The sequence below is a fragment of the Escherichia sp. XD33 genome, from assembly GCF_019375075.1.
Classification (GTDB): Bacteria; Pseudomonadota; Gammaproteobacteria; order Enterobacterales; family Enterobacteriaceae; genus Enterobacter; species Enterobacter flexneri_A.
Window position 1 is genome coordinate 88,193 of the sequence record NZ_JAENDM010000005.1, and the last position, 20,590, is coordinate 108,782.

Below are 20,590 nucleotides of genomic sequence, written 5' to 3' on the forward strand. Positions count from 1 at the left end.
ACCGCGGATGCACGGTCAATATTTCTACAAAAAGGTATCAGGGATTATTTGACGTAGGCAAGCAGGCTTAAGGAATCGCGGGCCAGGGCTTTGCATTTTTTAGCGACAGGAATGCCAATGCCGCTGAGATCGCGGTAGCTGTCTTCACCGAGAGCTTTCATGTCGAAGGTGTCGTAATTACTGAGATCCCACTGGTTTTGCTGGGCGAAAAAGACCAGTGCGCGACGAATTTGCCCGTTAGGTAAGTTCTGGTAACCACAATCGTTCTTCAGAAAGACAAAAACTGCCGTTAAATCGGCCATATCTTCGGCTTCAGACTCGCTGAGCGCGTAACTGTTTGCGCAAACGGCCATCAGGCTGCCGAATAACACTGTTCTGAAAAACGTCTTCATTGCTTCTACCAGGGGCTTAAAGAAGATAAACGTTAGCACACTGCGAGCGAGGCGACGACCATTATTGTCGATTAAATTGTGTCTGCGGCTTGACCTTCCCGTAAGGGGAAGGACTATGCTCAACGTTTGATTTCGTTTCGCCTGCTTAAGAATAAGGAAATAACTATGCAACGTCGTGATTTCTTAAAATATTCCGTCGCGCTGGGTGTGGCTTCAGCCTTGCCGCTGTGGAGCCGCGCAGTCTTTGCGGCGGAACGCCCAACGTTACCGATCCCTGATTTGCTCACGACCGATGCCCGTAATCGCATTCAGTTAACTATTGGCGCAGGTCAGTCTACCTTTGGCGAGAAAACTGCAACTACCTGGGGCTATAACGGCAATCTGCTGGGGCCGGCGGTGAAATTACAGCGCGGCAAAGCGGTAACGGTTGATATCTATAACCAACTGACGGAAGAGACGACGTTGCACTGGCACGGGCTGGAAGTACCGGGTGAAGTCGACGGCGGCCCGCAGGGAATTATTCTGCCAGGTGGCAAGCGCTCGGTGACGTTGAACGTTGATCAACCTGCCGCTACTTGCTGGTTCCATCCACATCAACATGGCAAGACCGGGCGACAGGTGGCGATGGGGTTGGCTGGGCTGGTGGTAATTGAAGATGACGAGATCCTGAAATTAATGCTGCCAAAACAGTGGGGTATCGATGATGTTCCGGTGATTGTTCAGGATAAAAAATTTAACGCTGATGGGCAGATTGATTATCAACTGGATGTGATGACCGCCGCCGTGGGCTGGTTTGGCGATACGCTGCTGACCAACGGTGCAATCTACCCACAACACGCTGCCCCGCGTGGTTGGCTGCGCCTGCGTTTGCTCAATGGCTGTAATGCCCGCTCGCTCAATTTCGCCACCAGCGACAATCGCCCGCTGTATGTGATTGCCAGCGACGGTGGTCTGCTACCTGAACCGGTGAAGGTGAGCGAGCTGCCGGTGCTGATGGGCGAGCGTTTTGAAGTGCTGGTGGAGGTTAACGATAACAAACCCTTTGACCTGGTGACGCTACCGGTCAGCCAGATGGGGATGGCGATTGCGCCGTTTGACAAGCCGCATCCGGTAATGCGGATTCAGCCGATTGCTATTAGTGCCTCCGGTGCTTTGCCAGACACATTAAGTAGCCTGCCTGCGTTACCTTCGCTGGAAGGGCTGACGGTACGCAAGCTGCAACTTTCTATGGACCCGATGCTCGATATGATGGGTATGCAGATGCTAATGGAGAAATATGGCGATCAGGCGATGGCCGGAATGGATCACAGCCAGATGATGGGCCATATGGGGCACGGTAATATGAATCATATGAACCACGGCGGGAAGTTCGATTTCCACCATGCCAATAAAATCAACGGTCAGGCGTTTGATATGAATAAGCCGATGTTTGCGGCGGCGAAAGGGCAGTACGAACGTTGGGTTATCTCTGGCGTGGGCGACATGATGCTGCATCCGTTCCATATTCACGGCACCCAGTTCCGTATCTTGTCAGAAAATGGCAAACCGCCAGCGGCTCATCGCGCGGGCTGGAAAGATACCGTTAAGGTAGAAGGCAATGTCAGTGAAGTGCTTGTGAAGTTTAATCACAACGCACCGAAAGAACATGCTTATATGGCGCACTGCCATCTGCTGGAGCATGAAGATACGGGGATGATGTTAGGGTTTACGGTATAAAAAGACCGTATTCGGAAATATGCCCGGATCTCTCCGGGCATTAAACTGATGACAAACGCAAATCTGCCTGATGCGCTACGCTTATCAGGCCTACGCTACCTGTGCAATCCATTGATTTTGCACAATTTTGTAGGCTGGATAAGGCGTTCACGCCGCATCCGGCATGAACAACGCGCACGTTGTCAGCAATCTGAGCAAGTCTTACTTCACATCATCCGGCAGCGCATAAGCCACAATATAGTCGCCCATCTTCGTACCAAATGAACCGTGACCGCCTGCGGAGATCACCACGTACTGCTTGCCATTCACTTCATAGGTCATCGGTGTTGCCTGACCACCCGCCGGTAAACGACCCTGCCACAGTTTTTCACCGTTGCTCATGTTGTAAGCGCGCAGGTAGTTATCTGCCGTAGCGGCGATAAACAGCACGTTACCCGCCGTGGAGATTGGCCCGCCCAGCATCGGCATACCCATATTGAACGGCACCGGAACCGGCATCGGGAACGGCATACTGTCCTGCGGCGTACCAATACGTTTCTTCCACACCACTTCATTGGTTTTCAGATCCAGCGCCGAGATATAACCCCATGCTGGCTGTTTACACGGCAGACCAAACGGTGAGAGGAACGGGTTGAGCGTGACACCATACGGTACACCGTACTGTGGCTGAATGCCGGATTCCGTACCCGTGCCTTTGGCATCTTTCGGCTGCTCCATCGGGTTACCCGGACCGCGTGGGATCAGTTTCGAAACAAACGGCAGTGCCATTGGGTTGGCAATTGCCACTTCACGATTTGGATCAACGGAAATCCCGCCCCATTCGAACATCCCCAGGTTACCCGGGAAGACCAGCGTACCCTGTTCAGATGGCGGGGTGAAAATGCCTTCATAGCGCATCTGGTGGAACATCACGCGGCACACCAGCTGGTCAAACATGGTGGCTCCCCACATATCCGCACCGCTCAAATCTTTCGTCGGACGGAAGCTCAGTTCAGAAAACGGTTGAGTTGGGGTTACGTAATCGCCTTTCGCTGCACCTTGGGGAACCGGTTTTTCCGGTGCCGGAACCACCAGTTCGCCATTACGACGATCGAGCACAAAAATGTTGCCGGTTTTCGCCGGAGCGTAAATAACTGGCACTTTCTGACCATTAACGGTGATGTCCGCCAGCGTCGGCTGTGCCGGAAGATCCATGTCCCACAGGTCGTGGTGAACGGTCTGGTAGCTCCACGCCAGTTTCCCGGTAGTGGCATTCAGCGCCAGAATCGAGCTGGCATAACGTTCCTGTTCCGGTGTGCGGTTACCGCCCCAGATATCCGGCGTGGTCACGCCCATCGGCAGATAGACCAGATCCAGCTTCGCGTCATAGGCCGCTGGTGCCCAGGAGTTTGGCGAGTTAAAGGTAAAGGTGTGTTCGTCAGACGGGATTGCGTTCGGATCTTTCGCGCCGGGATCAAAAGCCCACAGCAGCTCCCCGGTGTTGACATCAAAACCACGGATCACGCCAGACGTTTCGCGGGTTGAGAAGTTATCGGTAACTGAACCGGCCATCACGATGGTTTTATCGGTGATAATCGGTGGCGAAGTCGGTTCATACAGACCCGGTTTGGTGTCTGGCATATTGCTTTGCAGATTGAGCACGCCTTTATTGGCGAAGGTTTCGCACAGTTTGCCGTTTTCAGCGTTAATCGCAATCAGTCGACCATCATTGACCGGAAGAATGATACGACGCGGGCAATCCGCCATCACTTCCGGCGAAGCGGTTTCTGCTTTGGCTTCATGATAAGAGACACCACGGCAGGTTACGTGCTGGAAAGACTCGTTGGTTTTCAGCTCAGGATCGTAATGCCATTTCTCTTTGCCGCTGGCGGCATCAAGCGCAAACAGGCGCTGGTGAGCGGTACACAGGTAAAGGGTGTCGCCCACTTTAATCGGCGTCACTTCATTGGTGATTTCACCCGGATCGTTCGGCTGCTTCACATCGCCAGTACGGAACACCCAGGCTTCTTTCAGATTATGGACGTTATCGGCGTTAATTTGTTTCAGAGGCGAAAAGCGTTGACCTTCCTGATTACGACCATAGGCAGGCCAGTCCTGATCGGCTACGGGGGAGATAGCTTCAGCAGGTGTGGCATCGGCGCTTAAGGTGCCGTTGATCTCCTGCGGATCGTTAAATCCGGCCCAGGTCAGGATACCACCGCTAATCAGCAGTGCGACCACCAGTGCGGCAACTGCGCCGCTGGCAGGAATGACCAGGCGACGCCAGACAAACGGCAGGATCAGCCAGATGCCGAAGAAGACCAGAATGTCGCTGCGCGGAGTCAGCGCCCAGAAGTCGAAACCAACTTCCCAGACGCCCCAAATCATGGTGCCGAGCAGCAGGGCTGCGTATAGCCAAAGCGCGGCGCGTTTACTGCGCCACAGCATCCAGGCGACGCCGAGCATCACAAGGCCAGCGATAGGGTAGTACCAGGAGCCGCCAATCGCGACCAGCCAGCCTCCGCCAATGAGTAGATACAGCCCGCAAAGCGCTGCAAAAAGGGCTGTTAGCGTGACGAGTAATCGTCGCGAGCCTGTATTGTTAATTGCCATAAAGAGACACCATTTCAATTCATTAATATTTTAGTAGCAATTAATTATAGGTTTTAACATGTGTGATCGTCATCACAATTCGAGCTTTATTAACAGATTCCGCGAATGAATAGTTTTACTGGTATACTGCGTGTCTTGCGCTTTGTTGCGGTGCCAAAACCTGCCCGTGCGAAGTGATTTGTTTTTAAATCATATGGTTAGAGATATGAAACATACTGTAGAAGTAATGATCCCCGAAGCGGAGATTAAAGCGCGTATCGCCGAACTGGGTCGTCAGATTACTGAGCGTTACAAAGACAGCGGCAGCGATATGGTGCTGGTGGGTCTGCTGCGTGGCTCATTTATGTTTATGGCGGACCTGTGCCGTGAAGTTCAGGTATCTCATGAAGTCGACTTTATGACCGCCTCCAGCTACGGTAGCGGCATGTCCACCACCCGTGATGTGAAAATCCTCAAAGATCTGGATGAAGATATCCGTGGCAAGGACGTGCTGATTGTTGAAGATATCATCGACTCGGGGAATACACTGTCGAAAGTGCGTGAGATCTTAAGCCTGCGCGAACCGAAGTCGCTGGCGATTTGTACGCTGCTGGATAAACCGTCCCGTCGTGAAGTGAACGTCCCGGTAGAATTTATCGGTTTCTCGATCCCGGATGAGTTTGTGGTGGGTTACGGCATTGATTACGCACAGCGTTACCGTCATCTGCCGTATATCGGCAAAGTGATTCTGCTGGACGAGTAAGTGTGAAGTTGCCGGATGTGTTGCATCCGGCATGGCATTTTTATTTGTGGTTGGCGTGTTTCAGCTTGAGGTTGGAAATCCCGTGACGGTAACGTTGCTCAAGGGTTTCGCGGTTGGTGGCGGTAACATCCAGATCACGCAGCAAGCCGTCGTGAATGCCGTAGGCCCAGCCGTGAATGGTAACTTTCTGCCCGCGTTTCCACGCTGATTGCATAATGGTGGAGTGGCCCAGGTTATACACCTGTTCCATGACGTTCAGTTCACACAAGGTATCCAGACGGCGCTCTTGCGGCATTTCGCCGAGCAATGAGCTATGTTTGAACCAGATATCGCGGATATGCAGCAGCCAGTTGTTGATAAGCCCCAGTTCCGGGTTTTCAACTGCGGCTTGTACGCCGCCGCAACCGTAGTGGCCACAGATAATAATGTGTTCAACTTCGAGTACATCCACTGCATACTGAACCACGGAAAGGCAGTTCAGGTCAGTGTGAATGACCAGGTTAGCAACATTACGGTGAACAAAGAGTTCGCCCGGCTCAAGACCGGTTAAACGTTCTGCAGGAACGCGACTGTCGGAACATCCAATCCATAGAAAGCGCGGTTTTTGCGCTTGTGCCAGTTTCTCAAAAAACCCGGGATCCTCTTCCACCAGCATTTTTGACCATAGTGCATTGTTGCTGATGAGTGTATCTATGTCTTTCATGGAGGTTAACGACCTGTAACCAAATAATTACGTTTGGCTAATATAGGGCAACTCCGGGACGATTTAAACCACAGATAAAGTGTAAGAACGTAAGGTAAGTAAAAATTTATGACCATTGCACTGGAACTTCAACAGCTTAAAAAAACCTATCCAGGCGGCGTTCAGGCGCTTCGTGGGATAGATTTGCAGGTCGAAGCGGGTGATTTTTATGCGCTTCTCGGGCCGAACGGGGCCGGGAAATCGACCACTATCGGTATTATCAGCTCTCTGGTAAATAAAACCTCCGGGCGGGTCAGCGTATTTGGTTACGATCTCGAGAAGGATGTCGTGAACGCTAAACGTCAGTTGGGACTGGTGCCGCAGGAATTTAACTTCAACCCGTTTGAAACCGTGCAGCAAATTGTGGTGAATCAGGCAGGGTACTACGGCGTGGAGCGCAAAGAAGCGTACATCCGCAGCGAAAAGTATCTTAAACAACTCGATCTATGGGGAAAACGCAACGAACGTGCGCGTATGTTATCTGGCGGGATGAAGCGCCGTTTAATGATTGCCCGTGCGTTAATGCATGAACCTAAACTACTGATTCTCGACGAACCGACCGCAGGCGTGGATATTGAACTTCGCCGCTCAATGTGGGGCTTTTTGAAGGATTTAAACGACAAAGGCACCACCATCATTCTCACCACACACTACCTGGAAGAAGCAGAAATGCTGTGCCGCAATATCGGCATTATTCAACACGGTGAGCTGGTGGAAAATACCTCGATGAAGGCGCTGCTGGCGAAGCTGAAATCGGAAACCTTTATTCTCGATCTCGCACCGAAAAGCCCGTTACCGAAGCTCGATGGCTATCAGTATCGACTGGTCGATACCGCGACGCTGGAAGTTGAAGTGCTGCGTGAGCAGGGGATCAACAGCGTATTTACGCAGTTAAGTGAGCAGGGCATTCAGGTATTAAGTATGCGTAACAAAGCTAACCGTCTGGAAGAGCTGTTTGTTTCACTGGTTAATGAAAAACAAGGAGATCGCGCATGATGCATCTTTACTGGGTGGCGCTAAAAAGCATCTGGGCGAAAGAGATCCATCGCTTTATGCGTATCTGGGTGCAGACGCTGGTGCCGCCAGTCATCACCATGACCCTTTACTTTATTATCTTCGGTAACCTGATTGGTTCGCGTATTGGCGATATGCATGGCTTCAGCTATATGCAGTTCATCGTACCGGGGCTGATCATGATGTCGGTGATCACCAATGCCTACGCCAACGTTGCGTCATCATTTTTTGGTGCCAAGTTCCAGCGTAATATTGAAGAGCTGCTGGTAGCGCCGGTTCCGACTCACGTCATTATTGCCGGATATGTCGGCGGTGGCGTGGCGCGTGGTCTGTTTGTTGGCATTCTGGTGACGGCAATTTCACTGTTTTTTGTGCCGTTTCAGGTGCATTCGTGGGTATTCGTTGCCTTAACCCTGGTGCTCACGGCGGTGTTGTTCTCCCTTGCGGGTTTGCTGAACGGTGTGTTTGCCAAAACGTTCGATGACATCAGCCTGGTGCCAACCTTTGTGTTAACGCCACTCACGTATTTGGGTGGGGTCTTTTACTCACTGACTTTGTTGCCGCCGTTCTGGCAAGGGCTGTCGCACCTGAACCCAATCGTTTATATGATCAGTGGTTTCCGCTACGGCTTCCTCGGTATCAATGATGTTCCGCTGGTCACTACCTTTGGCGTACTGGTGGTCTTTATTGTGGCGTTTTATTTGATCTGTTGGTCGCTGATCCAACGTGGACGTGGTTTGCGTAGCTAAGGCTATTTCCTCTCCTCTGGATTTGGGGGAGAGGAGTTTTGACGGCTATCACCCTTTATCAACAATGGTCAGGGTAGACTGATTTTCGGCTAAGGAGGAAGGCGATGTTAGGTTGGGTAATTACCTGTCACGATGACCGGGCGCAAGAGATACTGGATGCGCTGGAGAAAAAACATGGGGCGCTTCTTCAGTGCCGGGCCGTGAATTTCTGGCGTGGGTTAAGCTCTAATATGCTCAGCCGCATGATGTGCGATGCTCTGCATGAAGCGGACTCTGGTGAGGGTGTCATCTTCTTAACCGATATAGCCGGAGCGCCACCGTACCGCGTGGCTTCATTATTAAGCCACAAACACTCCCGTTGCGAAGTGATTTCTGGTGTCACGTTACCGTTAATTGAACAGATGATGGCTTGCCGTGAAACCATGACCAGTTCAGAGTTTCGCGAGCGTATTGTCGAACTGGGTGGGCCGGAGGTGAGTAGTCTTTGGCACCAACAACAAAAAAATCCGCCTTTCGTCCTCAAACATAATTTGTATGAGTATTAACCCACGATTCTTATAGCGCTTTTGCTACAATAAAAGCGTTGTTTCACCCTCGGTTATTTTTTCATGTACAAACAAGCTGTTATTCTCCTGCTGATGCTGTTTACCGCAAGTGTCAGTGCCGCGTTACCTGCCCGTTATATGCAAACCATCGAAAATGCTGCGATCTGGGCGCAAATTGGCGACAAGATGGTGACCGTGGGGAATATTCGGGCCGGGCAAATCATTGCCGTGGAGCCCACTGCCGCAAGTTATTACGCATTTAATTTTGGCTTTGGTAAAGGGTTTATCGATAAAGGGCATCTCGAGCCAGTTCAGGGGCGACAAAAAGTTGAAGACGGTTTGGGTGACCTCAACAAGCCGCTGAGTAATCAGAACTTAATTACCTGGAAAGATACGCCGGTCTATAACGCGCCGAGTGCGGGCAGTGCGCCATTTGGGGTACTGGCGGACAATTTGCGCTACCCGATTTTGCATAAACTGAAAGACAGGTTAAATCAAACCTGGTATCAGATCCGTATTGGCGATCGACTGGCCTATATCAGCGCGCTGGATGCCCAACCCGATAATGGCCTGCCGGTGCTAACCTATCACCATATTCTGCGCGATGAAGAAAACACCCGTTTTCGCCATACTTCGACGACCACCTCAGTACGCGCTTTCAATAACCAGATGGCCTGGCTGCGCGACAGGGGATACGCGACACTGAGCATGGTGCAGCTGGAAGGTTACGTGAAGAATAAGATCAATCTCCCTGCGCGAGCGGTGGTGATTACCTTTGATGATGGCCTCAAATCGGTGAGCTGCTATGCGTATCCCGTGTTGAAACAATATGGCATGAAGGCGACGGCGTTTATTGTTACCTCGCGCATCAAACGTCACCCGCAGAAGTGGGACCCAAAATCGCTGCAATTTATGAGCGTTTCTGAACTTAACGAAATTCGCGATGTTTTTGATTTCCAGTCACATACCCATTTTTTGCATCGGGTGGATGGTTATCGCTGCCCCATATTACTGAGCCGTAGTGAACACAATATTCTGTTTGATTTTGCACGTTCACGCCGCGCTCTGGCGCAATTTAATCCGCATGTCTGGTATCTTTCGTATCCGTTTGGCGGATTTAATGACAAAGCCGTGAAGGCAGCAAACGATGCCGGATTTCACCTGGCGGTGACAACCATGAAAGGCAAAGTAAAACCGGGGGATAATCCGTTGTTACTAAAACGACTTTATATCTTAAGAACGGATTCGCTGGAGACGATGTCGCGGCTGGTGAGTAACCAGCCGCAGGGATAACAATCAAGCAACCTGTACCGGAATCGCTTTCGCGGTACGTTTCATTTCATTGTCGCCTTCAAAATAGGCGACGTTGGGTCGCCAGGTGCGAGCTTCTTCATCTGGCATGGTAACGAAGCTGGCGATGATGACAATATCGCCGACACTGGCGCAGTGGGCCGCCGCACCGTTAACAGAAATAATTCTCGAACCGCGTTCTGCCGCGATGGCATAAGTGGAGAAACGCTTGCCGTTGGTGACATTCCAGATATCAATGGCTTCGTTTTCGAGAATACCGGCTGCGTCAAGGAAATCCTGGTCAATGGCGCAAGAACCTTCATAGTGCAGGTCCGCATGAGTCACTTTCACGCGGTGGAGTTTGCCCTGCAGCATCGTGCGAATCATAACTTCTACCTTTCTACCCTGTCGTTAACGAAGCAGGCGATGCCTGCTTTGAGGAAATTCTCACGCAGTATTGCCCGATTTTTGTTTAGTGTCTACTCATCTGACGGCATTTACATCAGCAGTTTGCGTACCGTGCCGAAGCGTGCCATGTAACGGCTGTAACCAATTGAAATTTCTCTGAACGCTGCTCGGTAAACACTAAAGAGGTGGCTGACGATGGCACGCCTTGACTGGATACTGCCTTCACGCAAGACAACACGGAAGGCAGGGAAGATGGATGCACCGAGTACCACACCGCATGATGCAGTGTTTAAACAATTTTTAATGCACGCGGAGACGGCTCGCGACTTTCTGGAGATACATTTGCCAGTGGAATTACGAGAACTTTGTGACCTCAACACGCTTCATTTAGAGTCGGGGAGTTTCATTGAAGAGAGCCTGAAAGGACACAGCACGGACGTGCTCTATTCCGTGCAAATGCAGGGCAATCCCGGTTATCTGCATGTTGTGATTGAACACCAAAGCAAGCCGGATAAGAAAATGGCCTTTCGCATGATGCGTTATTCTATTGCTGCCATGCACCGGCATCTGGAGGCGGATCACGATAAGCTGCCGCTGGTGGTGCCGATACTGTTTTATCAGGGCGAGGCCACACCTTATCCGCTCTCAATGTGCTGGTTTGATATATTTTACTCGCCGGAGCTGGCACGACGCGTCTATAACAGTCCTTTCCCGCTGGTGGATATCACCATCACACCGGATGACGAAATCATGCAACATCGGCGGATTGCGATTCTCGAACTACTGCAAAAACATATTCGCCAGCGCGACTTAATGTTATTGCTGGAGCAACTGGTCACGCTGATTGACGAAGGGTACACTAGCGGAAGTCAGTTAGTTGCCATGCAAAACTATATGCTGCAACGCGGTCATACTGAACAAGCGGATTTGTTTTATGGTGTGCTGAGAGACAGGGAAACGGGAGGGGAGTCTATGATGACGCTGGCGCAGTGGTTTGAAGAGAAAGGGATTGAGAAGGGGATTCAGCAGGGAAGACAGGAGGAAAGGCAAGAATTCGCCCTGCGTCTTCTAAGTAAAGGAATGTCTCGGGAAGACGTTGCAGAGATGGCAAATTTACCTCTTGCTGAGATTGATAAGGTAATTAACCTTATTTAAGTTACCTGTGTTATGACAGATGACGTGGGGTAAATTAATAACTGGCGCCATCAGCCGTAGCGCCAGTTAAGTATTACGCCAGCTCGACCATTTTGTTGTCGATCAGGCGAGCATCGCCAAGCCAGGCGGCTACCAGAATTACTGCCCGTTTGCTGGTTTCAGAAACTTCCAGCAATGTGTCGGCATCGCGAATCTGAATATCATCGGCGCGGAAGCCTTTTTCATTCAGTTCTTGCCCCGCAATGGTAATAATTTCATCGAGATCCCGTTCCCCAGCCTGCAATTTGTCGGCAATTGAACTTAAAACTTTGTACAGACCGGGCGCAATTTTGCGTTGTTCCGCCGTCAGATAACCATTACGGGAACTGAGCGCAAGGCCATCTTTGGCGCGCATAATCGGGACGCCGACAATTTCAATATCGAAGCCCATATCGGCAACCATTTTGCGGATTAGCGCCAGTTGCTGAAAGTCCTTTTCACCGAAGCAGGCGATGTCCGGCTGGACCAGGTTGAACAGCTTGCTGACAATAGTCGAAACGCCGCGAAAATGTCCCGGACGGCTGGCACCTTCCAGCATGGTCGAAAGGCCAGGAACGTCAACGTAAGTGTGGGTTTCAGTACCGTTCGGGTAGATCTCTTTTACCGAAGGGGCGAAAACCAAATCGACTTTACGTTTGTTTAGCTTCTCGCAGTCCTCCTGCAAGGTCCGTGGATAACGAGCCAGATCTTCCGGGCGGTCGAACTGCATCGGGTTAACGAAAATACTGACGACGACCACATCGGCGCGGGCTTTGGCTTCGTCGACCAGCTTCATATGGCCATCGTGCAGGTTACCCATGGTAGGCACCAGCGCCACGCGCTTGCCTTCCATACGCAGGCGGCGAATTTGCTGACGCAGCAGCGGCAGGGTTTCGATAATTAACACAACGTGACTCCTTAATGGAAACTGTGTTCTTCGCCCGGATAAACGCCGGACTCCACTTCAGCCATATACTGCCGCACAGCCGCGCGGATGTCGCCCGTTTCGGCGAGGAAATTTTTAGCGAATTTAGGAATGTGACCGCCGGTAATACCAAAGGCGTCGTGCATCACGAGGATCTGCCCGTCAGTGACGTTGCCTGCGCCAATGCCAATAACCGGGATCGCCAGTGCTTCGGTAATACGTTTTGCCAGTTCAACCGGCACGCATTCCAGCACCAGCAGCTGTGCCCCAGCGGCTTCTAAGGCTAATGCATCGCTGAGCAGTTGATCGCCCGCTTCATCGCCGCGCCCCTGAACTTTGTAGCCACCGAAAATATTCACTGACTGTGGGGTTAAACCTAAGTGACCACATACAGGAACGGCACGTTCGGTCAGCATTTGTACGGTTTCTACCAGCCATTCACCGCCTTCAATTTTGACCATGTTGGCACCGGCACGCATGACCGTTGCGGCGTTTTCAAAGGCTTGTTCCGGTGTGGCATACGCCATAAACGGCAGGTCAGCCAACAGCAGGCAGTTTGGTGCGCCGCGACGTACGGCGGCAGTGTGGTAGGCGATATCGGCAACGGTAACTGGCAGGGTGGAGTCGTGCCCCTGAACCGTCATGCCCAGCGAATCGCCTACCAGCATGACGTTAAGTCCTTCATCAGCAAACAGTTTCGCGAAGCTGTAGTCGTAAGCGGTGATGGTTGCGAAACGTTTTTTTTCCTGTTTGTACTTCTGCAGTAAGGAGATGGTGGTCGGTTTCATAACGTATCCTGATAAATTGATGTTGTGCTGTCTGGCATTTTATCAGTCACATTGGTGGGGGCAATGATTTATCCGTAGCAGCACTGCCAGAAGGTGACAGTGCTGCTACGTTATCAGGGATAGGTTACCTGGAAAGTACTGGTGGCTTTAAATTCGCCGGGTTCGATAGCAATATTCCCGTCTTGCTTTAATGTTGCCTGGAAATGAAGAGGCTGTGATGTGCCGTTACCTTGATTAGGGTAAACCCCATCGGAGGTGTCATCTTCGGTTTCATAATCTATATAAACAGAATTCGTATCATTAGGTTTTAATGTCATTAGCGGATTTTTACTGGTTGCTAAACCTTCAATGAGTACGCCAACGCCTTTGGCGGCAGTGCTTCCAGTAAGCGTATTACCAAGCAGTTGTGTGTTTTGAGTACCTACTTTTCCAGTGACGAGTTTTGTTTCAATATTACGCACACGAATACAATTCTGAAGCGAGATATCAAAGGGAACAGGTGAAGCGCCATTTTTAATTGTCCCAGAGCTATATTCTCCCATTCTAACCGTTGAACCACTGACTGATGGCCCGGTAAGTATGGAGGTAAAACATGTTGGTAAGGTTAATTTGACATTATTCAGTGTGAAATTGACATAAATGTGGTTGCTGTGATCTACAACTTTTGTACCAGGACTGTAGGCCTTAAACGAATAAAGGTAATTTGATGAACTGGATAACTGGACTTGCTGATTAAGTGTAGGATCGAAATTAGTATCTGTATAAAATTCAACAGTTATGTTGTGTACTATACCACCAATAGCCCAAAACTTATCGTAGTCGTCTGCTTTGTTGCAACCCTTAGTTTGTAGATCGCTGTCTGTGACGGAAAAGAAAAATTCTTGGTTGGAAGGATCTCCGATATAGATTCCTGGCGATTGAATGTCAGTTATTGTATCGTATGCAGACCAGACCCTTGATATTAACATGGTGTAATACAGACCAGGAACAGATGTATTAAATAGTTTATGTCCGCCATAATCTTTACCTGAATAGACCATGGCATTTTCAATAGTTATTGGACCAGGATTCGCTCTGCCAGATGTATTGCAGTAAAGAATACCACCACCGGTACCTGTATCCAGGTATGACCAGTACATTTTTACCCCAGTCGGGCCGAGCTGCGTGGGTTTATAAAAAACCAAGTTGCTTGCTGTTGATGTGTAATTAAAGGTCATCTGTGCGGCAGTGGAGGGGCCTCGATAGTTATCAACTCCTGCATTATTTCCCACAATAAAACTTGTATATGCACTGACTGTATTACAACAAGAATACAGTGCTAAAAAAAGAATGTACCTGAAGATAGTCTTCATTTTTACTCCAATGTTTCTTTATTGTTATGGTTTGCGCTGTTTTTGTTTGTTATTCGTAGTAAATATCCACTAACACATGGCTCATAAGTTGACCAGATGTAACACTCAATGCAGGATCGATTTTTTGCATTCGGGTGCTAAATTTCCAGGATGAACCATTCATGTCATCCGACATTACTGGATAAACGGAACGAGATCCGCCTGAAGCATTAAGAACATTGAATGTATTCGCCGAATCCTGAGTAGAAAATATAACTACTCCTACATTACTTGCTCCTGACGAAATTTCATTAGCAAATATTTGCCTGGAGCCAGCAGCCATGACACCGCTAAGGGCTCTAAAATCAATATGTAACTGATTTAGCACATCGCCAGTTCCCTGTAATGCACAGTCGGATACAGTGATAGTGAACTCTTTTCCACCTGGTTGATAACTTTCAGGAGTAACATTACCTGAAAAATATCCCACCCCAACGACGCCAAGATCAATATTACCCTGGTTACTGATTCCGCTTTTGCAGGTGCTGTTTTTTACATTGGCAACAAGGTCAATATCCTGTCCAGCGATGGCTGGACAGGCGATGCAAAACAGTAATGACAGAAACAGAATTATTCTCTTCATCAGCTTACGTTGAGTGGGATGCATATATAGTTCCTGAATCTGTAAGTCTGTTAGTTATAGGTTACTGTAAATGTGGCTGGTGCAGAAAACTTACCCGCAGTGACATTGTTTACGGTTTTATTTTTTTCCACGACCAGGCGTGCACTCATCGGATAATAAACGACCGCATTGGCTGCAGTGGAGATTGTTACCTCTTGTGATGCTGGTGTTACACAACTAAATTGTGTTGCACTCCCTGTTGCCGGAGTTACAGTGCTCCAGACTTCAACGGCGACAGCACTTGCTTTATCTGCGGCTGTGGAACCATTTGCAAACCCCGCACCGTCATTAGCAGTTCCCTCGCATGTGGCTCGCTTGGTTAATTTTATTTGCGCTTTTTTATTGGGGATACCCGCACAGTCTTTGAATTTGAGTTTGAATGTTTTTACTTTGGTCTTGGCATTGATTTCAGAAATATATACATCACCAAAATCAACAACAGAAATGTCCTGATCAGAGTCATTTACTAATGTAGCGGTACAAGTACCCATTTCTACAGTAGTAATAACGGTCAGTCCAATACTGTCTGTTGCCGCATAAGAGAGTACGCTGAACAATGAGGCAGCCAAAACGACACTGCTGGATAATCCATAACGTAAATTTTTAAATGTCATCATAATTATCCTTCTTATTGATAGATGAAATTAAACGTCGCCAGTGCACGAAAATTCCCCGGTACGCCTTGCCCTGCATCTGTTTCACGTAGCGCAACGGTCATTTCAAGACCCTTATCGGGCTGCATCTCGTCTGTGCTCCAGCGTATCTTTTCCGCACTGTTAGGTTTAAGGAAAGTGGCATCATCAGTAGTCCGTTTTTTGAAACCCATACCGATATTACTTGTCGTCGAAGATGAATCACCAGACTGCGGTATAATAAGCTTAGGTGAGCTTGATGATGCATTTTCGGTCAGAGTGGTATCAATCCAACTGATGCCACTGCTGCACCCACTGGCAACCAGTTTAAAATCAGCCTGAGATTCTGTCGTTTTATTCGCGATCTTATCCAGACCCATCTTAGGGATTCTCAATGTGTAGTTATTATTGCCATCATTCGTGACGTTATTACCAGTAAGTGTGATGTTACAGGTTGTCGCTTTGACAGTGGCTGTAAACTCTACATTAATATCCGTTGCAAATACTGAGGGTGATAATAATATTCCCATCAGTATCACTATTTTATGTGGCGTTGTTTTTATCATTTGACGTCCCTTGTAGTTACTGAATCTGACACCGAATTCCATTCAGAATAATAGATTGTGCTATTTTTTCTGCTTCTGGGCTTTGTTGATAATGCGCAAGACAACTTACTGGTTTACTTTCTTCGAGCCATTTAATGCTGATATTTCCCTGCTGCTCAATACCACGAACAAATGCTTGTCCACCCTGTCCAACATTACCAATGACATTGCCTTGCTCATCATAAATATCTGCAGCAAATGGAATATTTTTACCATCACTTCGTGTGATGTTCATAATGGCTGATTGCCCTTGCACGGTTTCAAAATCAGCAAAGACGACTGAACCCTGACGCGGCACAGCAACAGCACTGGTACTTTTTAATTCAACATCGTTCTCAAGATCGTTGATATCCAGCGCGATACGGTTTTCATGATAAGGAGAAAGAGCACTGGTGACACCATAACCCCATCGATCGATAGTACTGTTGCCGTAATTTATTCGCGCCCCTTGAGCACCTGGTGCCTGAACTATCGCCAGTGTATCGGAGTCGCTAAAACTGTCATTGCTGAAGGTCAGGCCGCCGCTATGCAATACAAAACCACCGTCGGTGCTGAGAGAAACTTGACGGCTGTTATCGCTATTTGCAGAAATTGAACCTGCCAGCGTTCCCCACGGTGACTCATAGCTGGCATAACCCCCAACATAACTCAAATCTTTGCTGGCTTTATTCATCGTATAGCCAGTATTCACGCTATAACTGACGCGAGCGTTATCGCTATAGCCACTGCTACTGACGTTGAGTTGGTTATTACCCTTAAAGTCACTGCTTAGTTGCGTGTCAATACTCTGGAAACCTGAATTACGTTGTTCAGTGCCAAGTAATTTTTCAATAGGAATGGTGAAACTGAGATAAACGCTATCGTCAGTGTCGCCGTCTTCATTCCATGAACGCTGTGCACTGACACTGTAGCTGCCCCAGGATGCACTGTTACTGTAGCCAATAGAGTAATTGCTACGATTTTGTCCGGAAGCCCAGTAATCGGACCAACTTCCGGAAAGATAAAATGAACCGTAATCTTTTTTCTCAAATTTCAACGGTTGGTTAATACTGACCGTAACCTGGTTTTTCATGCGCGAGTAATTACGCATGGATTTCGGTTCAAGATCTTGTTCGGGATGTTTCACTTCATCAATTAGAGTTAGTGCATCATTAAGACCAAGGTAATTCTGTGTCGAATAGCGATAGGCTGCGATATTCAGTGAAGTACTTGTTTCTTCGAATAACTTGTTCCAGGAAACACGATAACTTTGTCCCTGATATGTTTTATCATCCGGTATACGAACATTTGAGTGAGTCACATCGAAAGAAAATGCACCGACTGAAGTATTCAGACCAAGACCTAACAACCCGGCAGTATAATTATTATCAGTAAGCTGAATACCGGTATAACCCGTCAGGTAGTTATTCAAACCATAGTAGTAGCTGGCCTGAAATAAATTAGGCTCATCCTGAATATCATCTTTTAAAATCTGACCACCGCTAATATCCCAACGTCCAACGCCTGGGCGTAACATTTGAACGACCGATGAAAAAGGTTGCGAGAATGTCCGCTTTGAGCCATCGGATTCTTCGACAGTAACAATAAGATCGCTGCCGTACCCTGACGGACTCAGATCATCAATGACGAAAGCGCCTGGTGGCACCGTCGTTTCATAAATCTTATAGCCACCTTGCGTAATAGTGACTTTAGCGTTGGTATTAGCAACGCCATGAATGATAGGCGCAAAACTGGCTAATGTCGGAGGCAACATGCGGCTGTCACTGTATAAGCGAATGCCTCGGATACTGACGGAATCAAAGGTTTCGCCCGTCGTATAAGACTCACCAAGAATGAGTTGAGAACGCAGCGAGGCGATATCACGCTGAACATACCGATTCTTAAAATCATAATTACTGCCAGAATCGGTCATCCAGTTGTAGTTGCCTGAAGCACGCAGTCGCCATGCACCTAAATTCATCCCACCGTTAAAAGCAGCATAAATGCTGTCATTTCTTCGACCAGGGGTTTCACTATGATATCCATTGAGGTTGTATGACAACATGGCCGCATTAATGCCATTTTCCCATAACGAGGGATCAACATAGTTTTGGTAATTTTTCATTACCCAGGCTTGAGGAACGTCTATATCCAGACGTTGATCGTTGACGTCATAACGAACGGAAGCCTGAGGGATAATTTCCGTCAAATTGAGGCAATTGCCGAGCGTTTCATCCCGGGCAAGCAGAACGGCTTTTTCGTTATTTATATCGGGAGAATTAATATGAAACTGCAATAAATTCTTTAATGTGATACAAGCCTGGGCGTTCTTTTTTCCTTCAACTGCGACAAATGTAATACTTTGGTTAATGATTGGTTGGTCGTTGACATAAACACTGACGTCGTAAACACCCGGTATAGCGGGGTTACCTTCACTGTACCGGCTGAGATCAATATTAGATGCATTCTGCCCCATCAGGAAGGTATGGTCATATTCAACGAGTTCAGCACTGAAAGCACTATTGCAATACAGCAGCGCGCAAAACGTGGCGATACGGGTCAGATGATGATAATTTTTAGTATATTCTATAGTCACGCTATGCTTCCTGCGGAATTATATCCTTGCCTGATTACAGCCTGGCATTACCTTCAATTGCGCCACCAAAGTCATTAATGGCGTAAAAATGCACTTTTGCAGAATTCGCTTTGCCATTAAGGCCATTGACTTTCATGACCTCATCACTAAATGGTGCAATCATTTTCACATCAATCGGATAGCGTTTACCGCTGGCTTCTAAATCACCACTGCTAAAAGAGACGTAGTAAGGGGTTGGATTGGTCACTCGTAATGACGCCTTACCTTCTGAACCTGACCAGAACCACTTCAGGGCTAACGGGGCTTCAGAGGGATTTCCCTTCAATCCATCCGGGCGATAGAAAAGTTTTATACGTGTGCGAAATGCCAGTTGCAGCAGGCTTTGATTCGCGACCTTTTCTGCATCTGGTTTTGGTGGAACTTCCAGTACGTTAAACCAGAACACGCTCTCTCTGTCTTTAGGCAGTGAGGTGCTGGCTGTGTACATTAATTTGATTGTTTGCCCACGTTTGGCATCAATACGCGATACTGGCGGCGTGGCAGTAAAAGGGACTGTAATACTGCCAGGCTCAGCGTTGTCATCGCCAGTATCTAACCAACTCTGGACAAGCAACGGGTTATTCCCTTTATTTTCCAGACGTACGTTGACACTTTTTTGATCGCTTTTATATATTACGCGAGTACCCGAAATGACAATGTCCGCAATAGACGATGAACTAAAAGCCATACAGGTTACGAAGCATAAAGCTGTTGTATGTTTGGTGTTAAAAAACATAAACCATCCCTGACAGAGTTAATTAAAACAGGGAATAATATAAAAATAGAAATTATTAATACTATTCCCTGTATATTCATTCAATCAATTTAATTGGTGAATACTTACTGATAAGTAATGGTGTATGCAGTGTTAGTTTTTACATAACCAGCAGTTGCTGTTTGGTCTGCGACGGCACGAACGTAAGACGCTTTAAAATCATAAACAGCAGATTTTGTCGTTGCATCCAGGGCTTTAGTATACACATCGCCAGGGTTGTTAATTTGAACCTGTTTGATAGTGGAACCATCAATATTGTGCAGAGCGATATTAACGCCGTCAGATGGGTTGTTAATAGACATGTCGTTGTTCAAAGTCCCTTTGCTGTTACCAAAGAAAACAGAACCGAAGGTCATTTTAGCCGTGCTACCTGGATTCGGATTTGCTTTGCTGCAGTCAACGGTGATGCTGAAAGGTTTAGCTTTAGCGCCAACGGTGTCATTCAGTACGCCAGCATCGATTTCACCAACAGTGGCAGTTTGCAGCAGGATCAGACCATCTTTATTACCGCCGTCAACGCGGGTTTCACAGGTGTTATCAACAACCAGACCACTGATATTTAACTGACCACCATCCATATCAGCAGAAGCAGTACCTGCAACCATTGCCAGCATAAGACCAGACAGGGCAAAACCTAATTTTTTAGACATAAAAATCCTTGAATAAAATTCCATTAGTCAGACTACTGGTTTGAAGAATGACTATTCATGACACAAATGTTATAAGCAGATGCTAGATATTAATGAGCAATGATATTTGTTACCAAAATTTACAACCATTGTTCATTAGGACGCCTATTGTGCACTTTAAGGGCTTTTGAACAAATTAAATTTTCTTAATTCAAAATTAAGCAAAAATAAATTCACAAGTGCAAT

General features: G+C 48.0%; 20 protein-coding genes. 7 read left to right on the plus strand and 13 right to left on the minus strand.

Features of this window, described 5'->3' with window-relative positions; translation table 11 throughout:
• Positions 1-44: 44 nt before the first annotated feature.
• Complete coding sequence (locus K0778_RS05080) at positions 45-392, minus strand: YacC family pilotin-like protein (protein WP_001295568.1); 348 nt, start codon at positions 390-392, stop codon at positions 45-47.
• A gap of 165 nt (positions 393-557) precedes the next feature.
• Here K0778_RS05080 and cueO point away from each other — a divergent pair, with 165 nt between their 5' ends.
• Positions 558-2,108 (plus strand): multicopper oxidase CueO, encoded by a 1,551-nt coding sequence (gene cueO, locus K0778_RS05085; protein WP_001189601.1) that lies wholly within the window; start codon positions 558-560, stop codon positions 2,106-2,108.
• A gap of 201 nt (positions 2,109-2,309) precedes the next feature.
• Here the strand turns inward: cueO and gcd are convergent, their stop codons facing one another.
• Complete coding sequence (gene gcd, locus K0778_RS05090; RefSeq protein WP_001306211.1) at positions 2,310-4,700, minus strand: quinoprotein glucose dehydrogenase; 2,391 nt, start codon at positions 4,698-4,700, stop codon at positions 2,310-2,312.
• Positions 4,701-4,905: 205 nt separating this feature from the next.
• On the opposite strand from gcd, the gene hpt reads away from it, so the two are divergent.
• Positions 4,906-5,442 carry a hypoxanthine phosphoribosyltransferase gene (gene hpt / locus K0778_RS05095; protein ID WP_000683335.1) on the plus strand — a complete coding sequence of 179 codons (537 nt, stop codon included), beginning with the start codon at positions 4,906-4,908 and terminating at the stop codon, positions 5,440-5,442.
• Between the two features lie 40 nt (positions 5,443-5,482).
• Here hpt and can read toward each other — a convergent pair whose 3' ends face one another.
• The gene (can, locus tag K0778_RS05100; protein ID WP_000651599.1) at positions 5,483-6,145 is read right to left on the minus strand and encodes a carbonate dehydratase; all 663 of its coding nucleotides are present in this window, start codon (positions 6,143-6,145) and stop codon (positions 5,483-5,485) included.
• Between the two features lie 108 nt (positions 6,146-6,253).
• Between can and K0778_RS05105 the strand changes: the two genes are divergently transcribed.
• The 4 genes from K0778_RS05105 to K0778_RS05120 all read left to right on the plus strand — a co-directional run bounded on the left by K0778_RS05105 (position 6,254) and on the right by K0778_RS05120 (position 9,785).
• Positions 6,254-7,180 (plus strand): ABC transporter ATP-binding protein, encoded by a 927-nt coding sequence (locus tag K0778_RS05105; protein WP_000150637.1) that lies wholly within the window; start codon positions 6,254-6,256, stop codon positions 7,178-7,180.
• The gene (locus tag K0778_RS05110) at positions 7,177-7,947 is read left to right on the plus strand and encodes an ABC transporter permease (RefSeq protein ID WP_000972203.1); all 771 of its coding nucleotides are present in this window, start codon (positions 7,177-7,179) and stop codon (positions 7,945-7,947) included. The genes K0778_RS05105 and K0778_RS05110 overlap by 4 nt, the downstream gene beginning before the upstream one ends.
• 104 nt (positions 7,948-8,051) lie before the next feature.
• Positions 8,052-8,492, plus strand: coding sequence for a PTS sugar transporter subunit IIA (locus K0778_RS05115; RefSeq protein ID WP_000901989.1), 441 nt, complete (start codon positions 8,052-8,054; stop codon positions 8,490-8,492).
• 63 nt (positions 8,493-8,555) lie between these two features.
• Positions 8,556-9,785, plus strand: a complete 1,230-nt coding sequence (locus K0778_RS05120; protein ID WP_063084621.1) for a polysaccharide deacetylase family protein — start codon at positions 8,556-8,558, stop codon at positions 9,783-9,785.
• Between the two features lie 3 nt (positions 9,786-9,788).
• Here K0778_RS05120 and panD read toward each other — a convergent pair whose 3' ends face one another.
• A complete protein-coding gene (gene panD / locus K0778_RS05125) occupies positions 9,789-10,169 on the minus strand; it encodes an aspartate 1-decarboxylase (protein ID WP_000621515.1) in 381 nt (126 codons plus the stop codon).
• 273 nt (positions 10,170-10,442) lie between these two features.
• On the opposite strand from panD, the gene rpnC reads away from it, so the two are divergent.
• Complete coding sequence (rpnC, locus tag K0778_RS05130; protein ID WP_000339944.1) at positions 10,443-11,345, plus strand: recombination-promoting nuclease RpnC; 903 nt, start codon at positions 10,443-10,445, stop codon at positions 11,343-11,345.
• 73 nt (positions 11,346-11,418) lie between these two features.
• On the opposite strand, the gene panC is transcribed toward rpnC, so the two are convergent.
• The 9 genes from panC to K0778_RS05175 all read right to left on the minus strand — a co-directional run bounded on the left by panC (position 11,419) and on the right by K0778_RS05175 (position 20,365).
• Positions 11,419-12,270 carry a pantoate--beta-alanine ligase gene (gene panC / locus K0778_RS05135; protein ID WP_000905383.1) on the minus strand — a complete coding sequence of 284 codons (852 nt, stop codon included), beginning with the start codon at positions 12,268-12,270 and terminating at the stop codon, positions 11,419-11,421.
• 11 nt (positions 12,271-12,281) lie between these two features.
• Entirely contained in the window at positions 12,282-13,076 is a 795-nt protein-coding gene (gene panB / locus K0778_RS05140) for a 3-methyl-2-oxobutanoate hydroxymethyltransferase (protein WP_000805497.1), read from the minus strand.
• A gap of 113 nt (positions 13,077-13,189) precedes the next feature.
• Entirely contained in the window at positions 13,190-14,440 is a 1,251-nt protein-coding gene (yadC, locus tag K0778_RS05145) for a fimbrial tip-adhesin YadC (RefSeq protein ID WP_284737680.1), read from the minus strand.
• A 37-nt stretch (positions 14,441-14,477) separates the two neighbouring features.
• Positions 14,478-15,074: a fimbrial-like protein gene (locus K0778_RS05150; protein WP_000553749.1), complete on the minus strand. Its 597-nt coding sequence runs from the start codon at positions 15,072-15,074 to the stop codon at positions 14,478-14,480.
• Between the two features lie 26 nt (positions 15,075-15,100).
• Positions 15,101-15,706 carry a fimbrial-like protein YadL gene (gene yadL / locus K0778_RS05155; RefSeq protein ID WP_001310526.1) on the minus strand — a complete coding sequence of 202 codons (606 nt, stop codon included), beginning with the start codon at positions 15,704-15,706 and terminating at the stop codon, positions 15,101-15,103.
• Positions 15,707-15,717: 11 nt separating this feature from the next.
• Positions 15,718-16,287: a fimbrial protein gene (locus K0778_RS05160; protein ID WP_072651206.1), complete on the minus strand. Its 570-nt coding sequence runs from the start codon at positions 16,285-16,287 to the stop codon at positions 15,718-15,720.
• A 16-nt stretch (positions 16,288-16,303) separates the two neighbouring features.
• Complete coding sequence (gene htrE / locus K0778_RS05165; RefSeq protein WP_001619112.1) at positions 16,304-18,901, minus strand: Yad fimbria usher protein HtrE; 2,598 nt, start codon at positions 18,899-18,901, stop codon at positions 16,304-16,306.
• Between the two features lie 34 nt (positions 18,902-18,935).
• A complete protein-coding gene (locus K0778_RS05170; protein ID WP_000465928.1) occupies positions 18,936-19,676 on the minus strand; it encodes a fimbrial chaperone in 741 nt (246 codons plus the stop codon).
• A 104-nt stretch (positions 19,677-19,780) separates the two neighbouring features.
• Positions 19,781-20,365, minus strand: coding sequence for a fimbrial protein (locus tag K0778_RS05175; RefSeq protein WP_000038438.1), 585 nt, complete (start codon positions 20,363-20,365; stop codon positions 19,781-19,783).
• Positions 20,366-20,590: the final 225 nt, after the last annotated feature.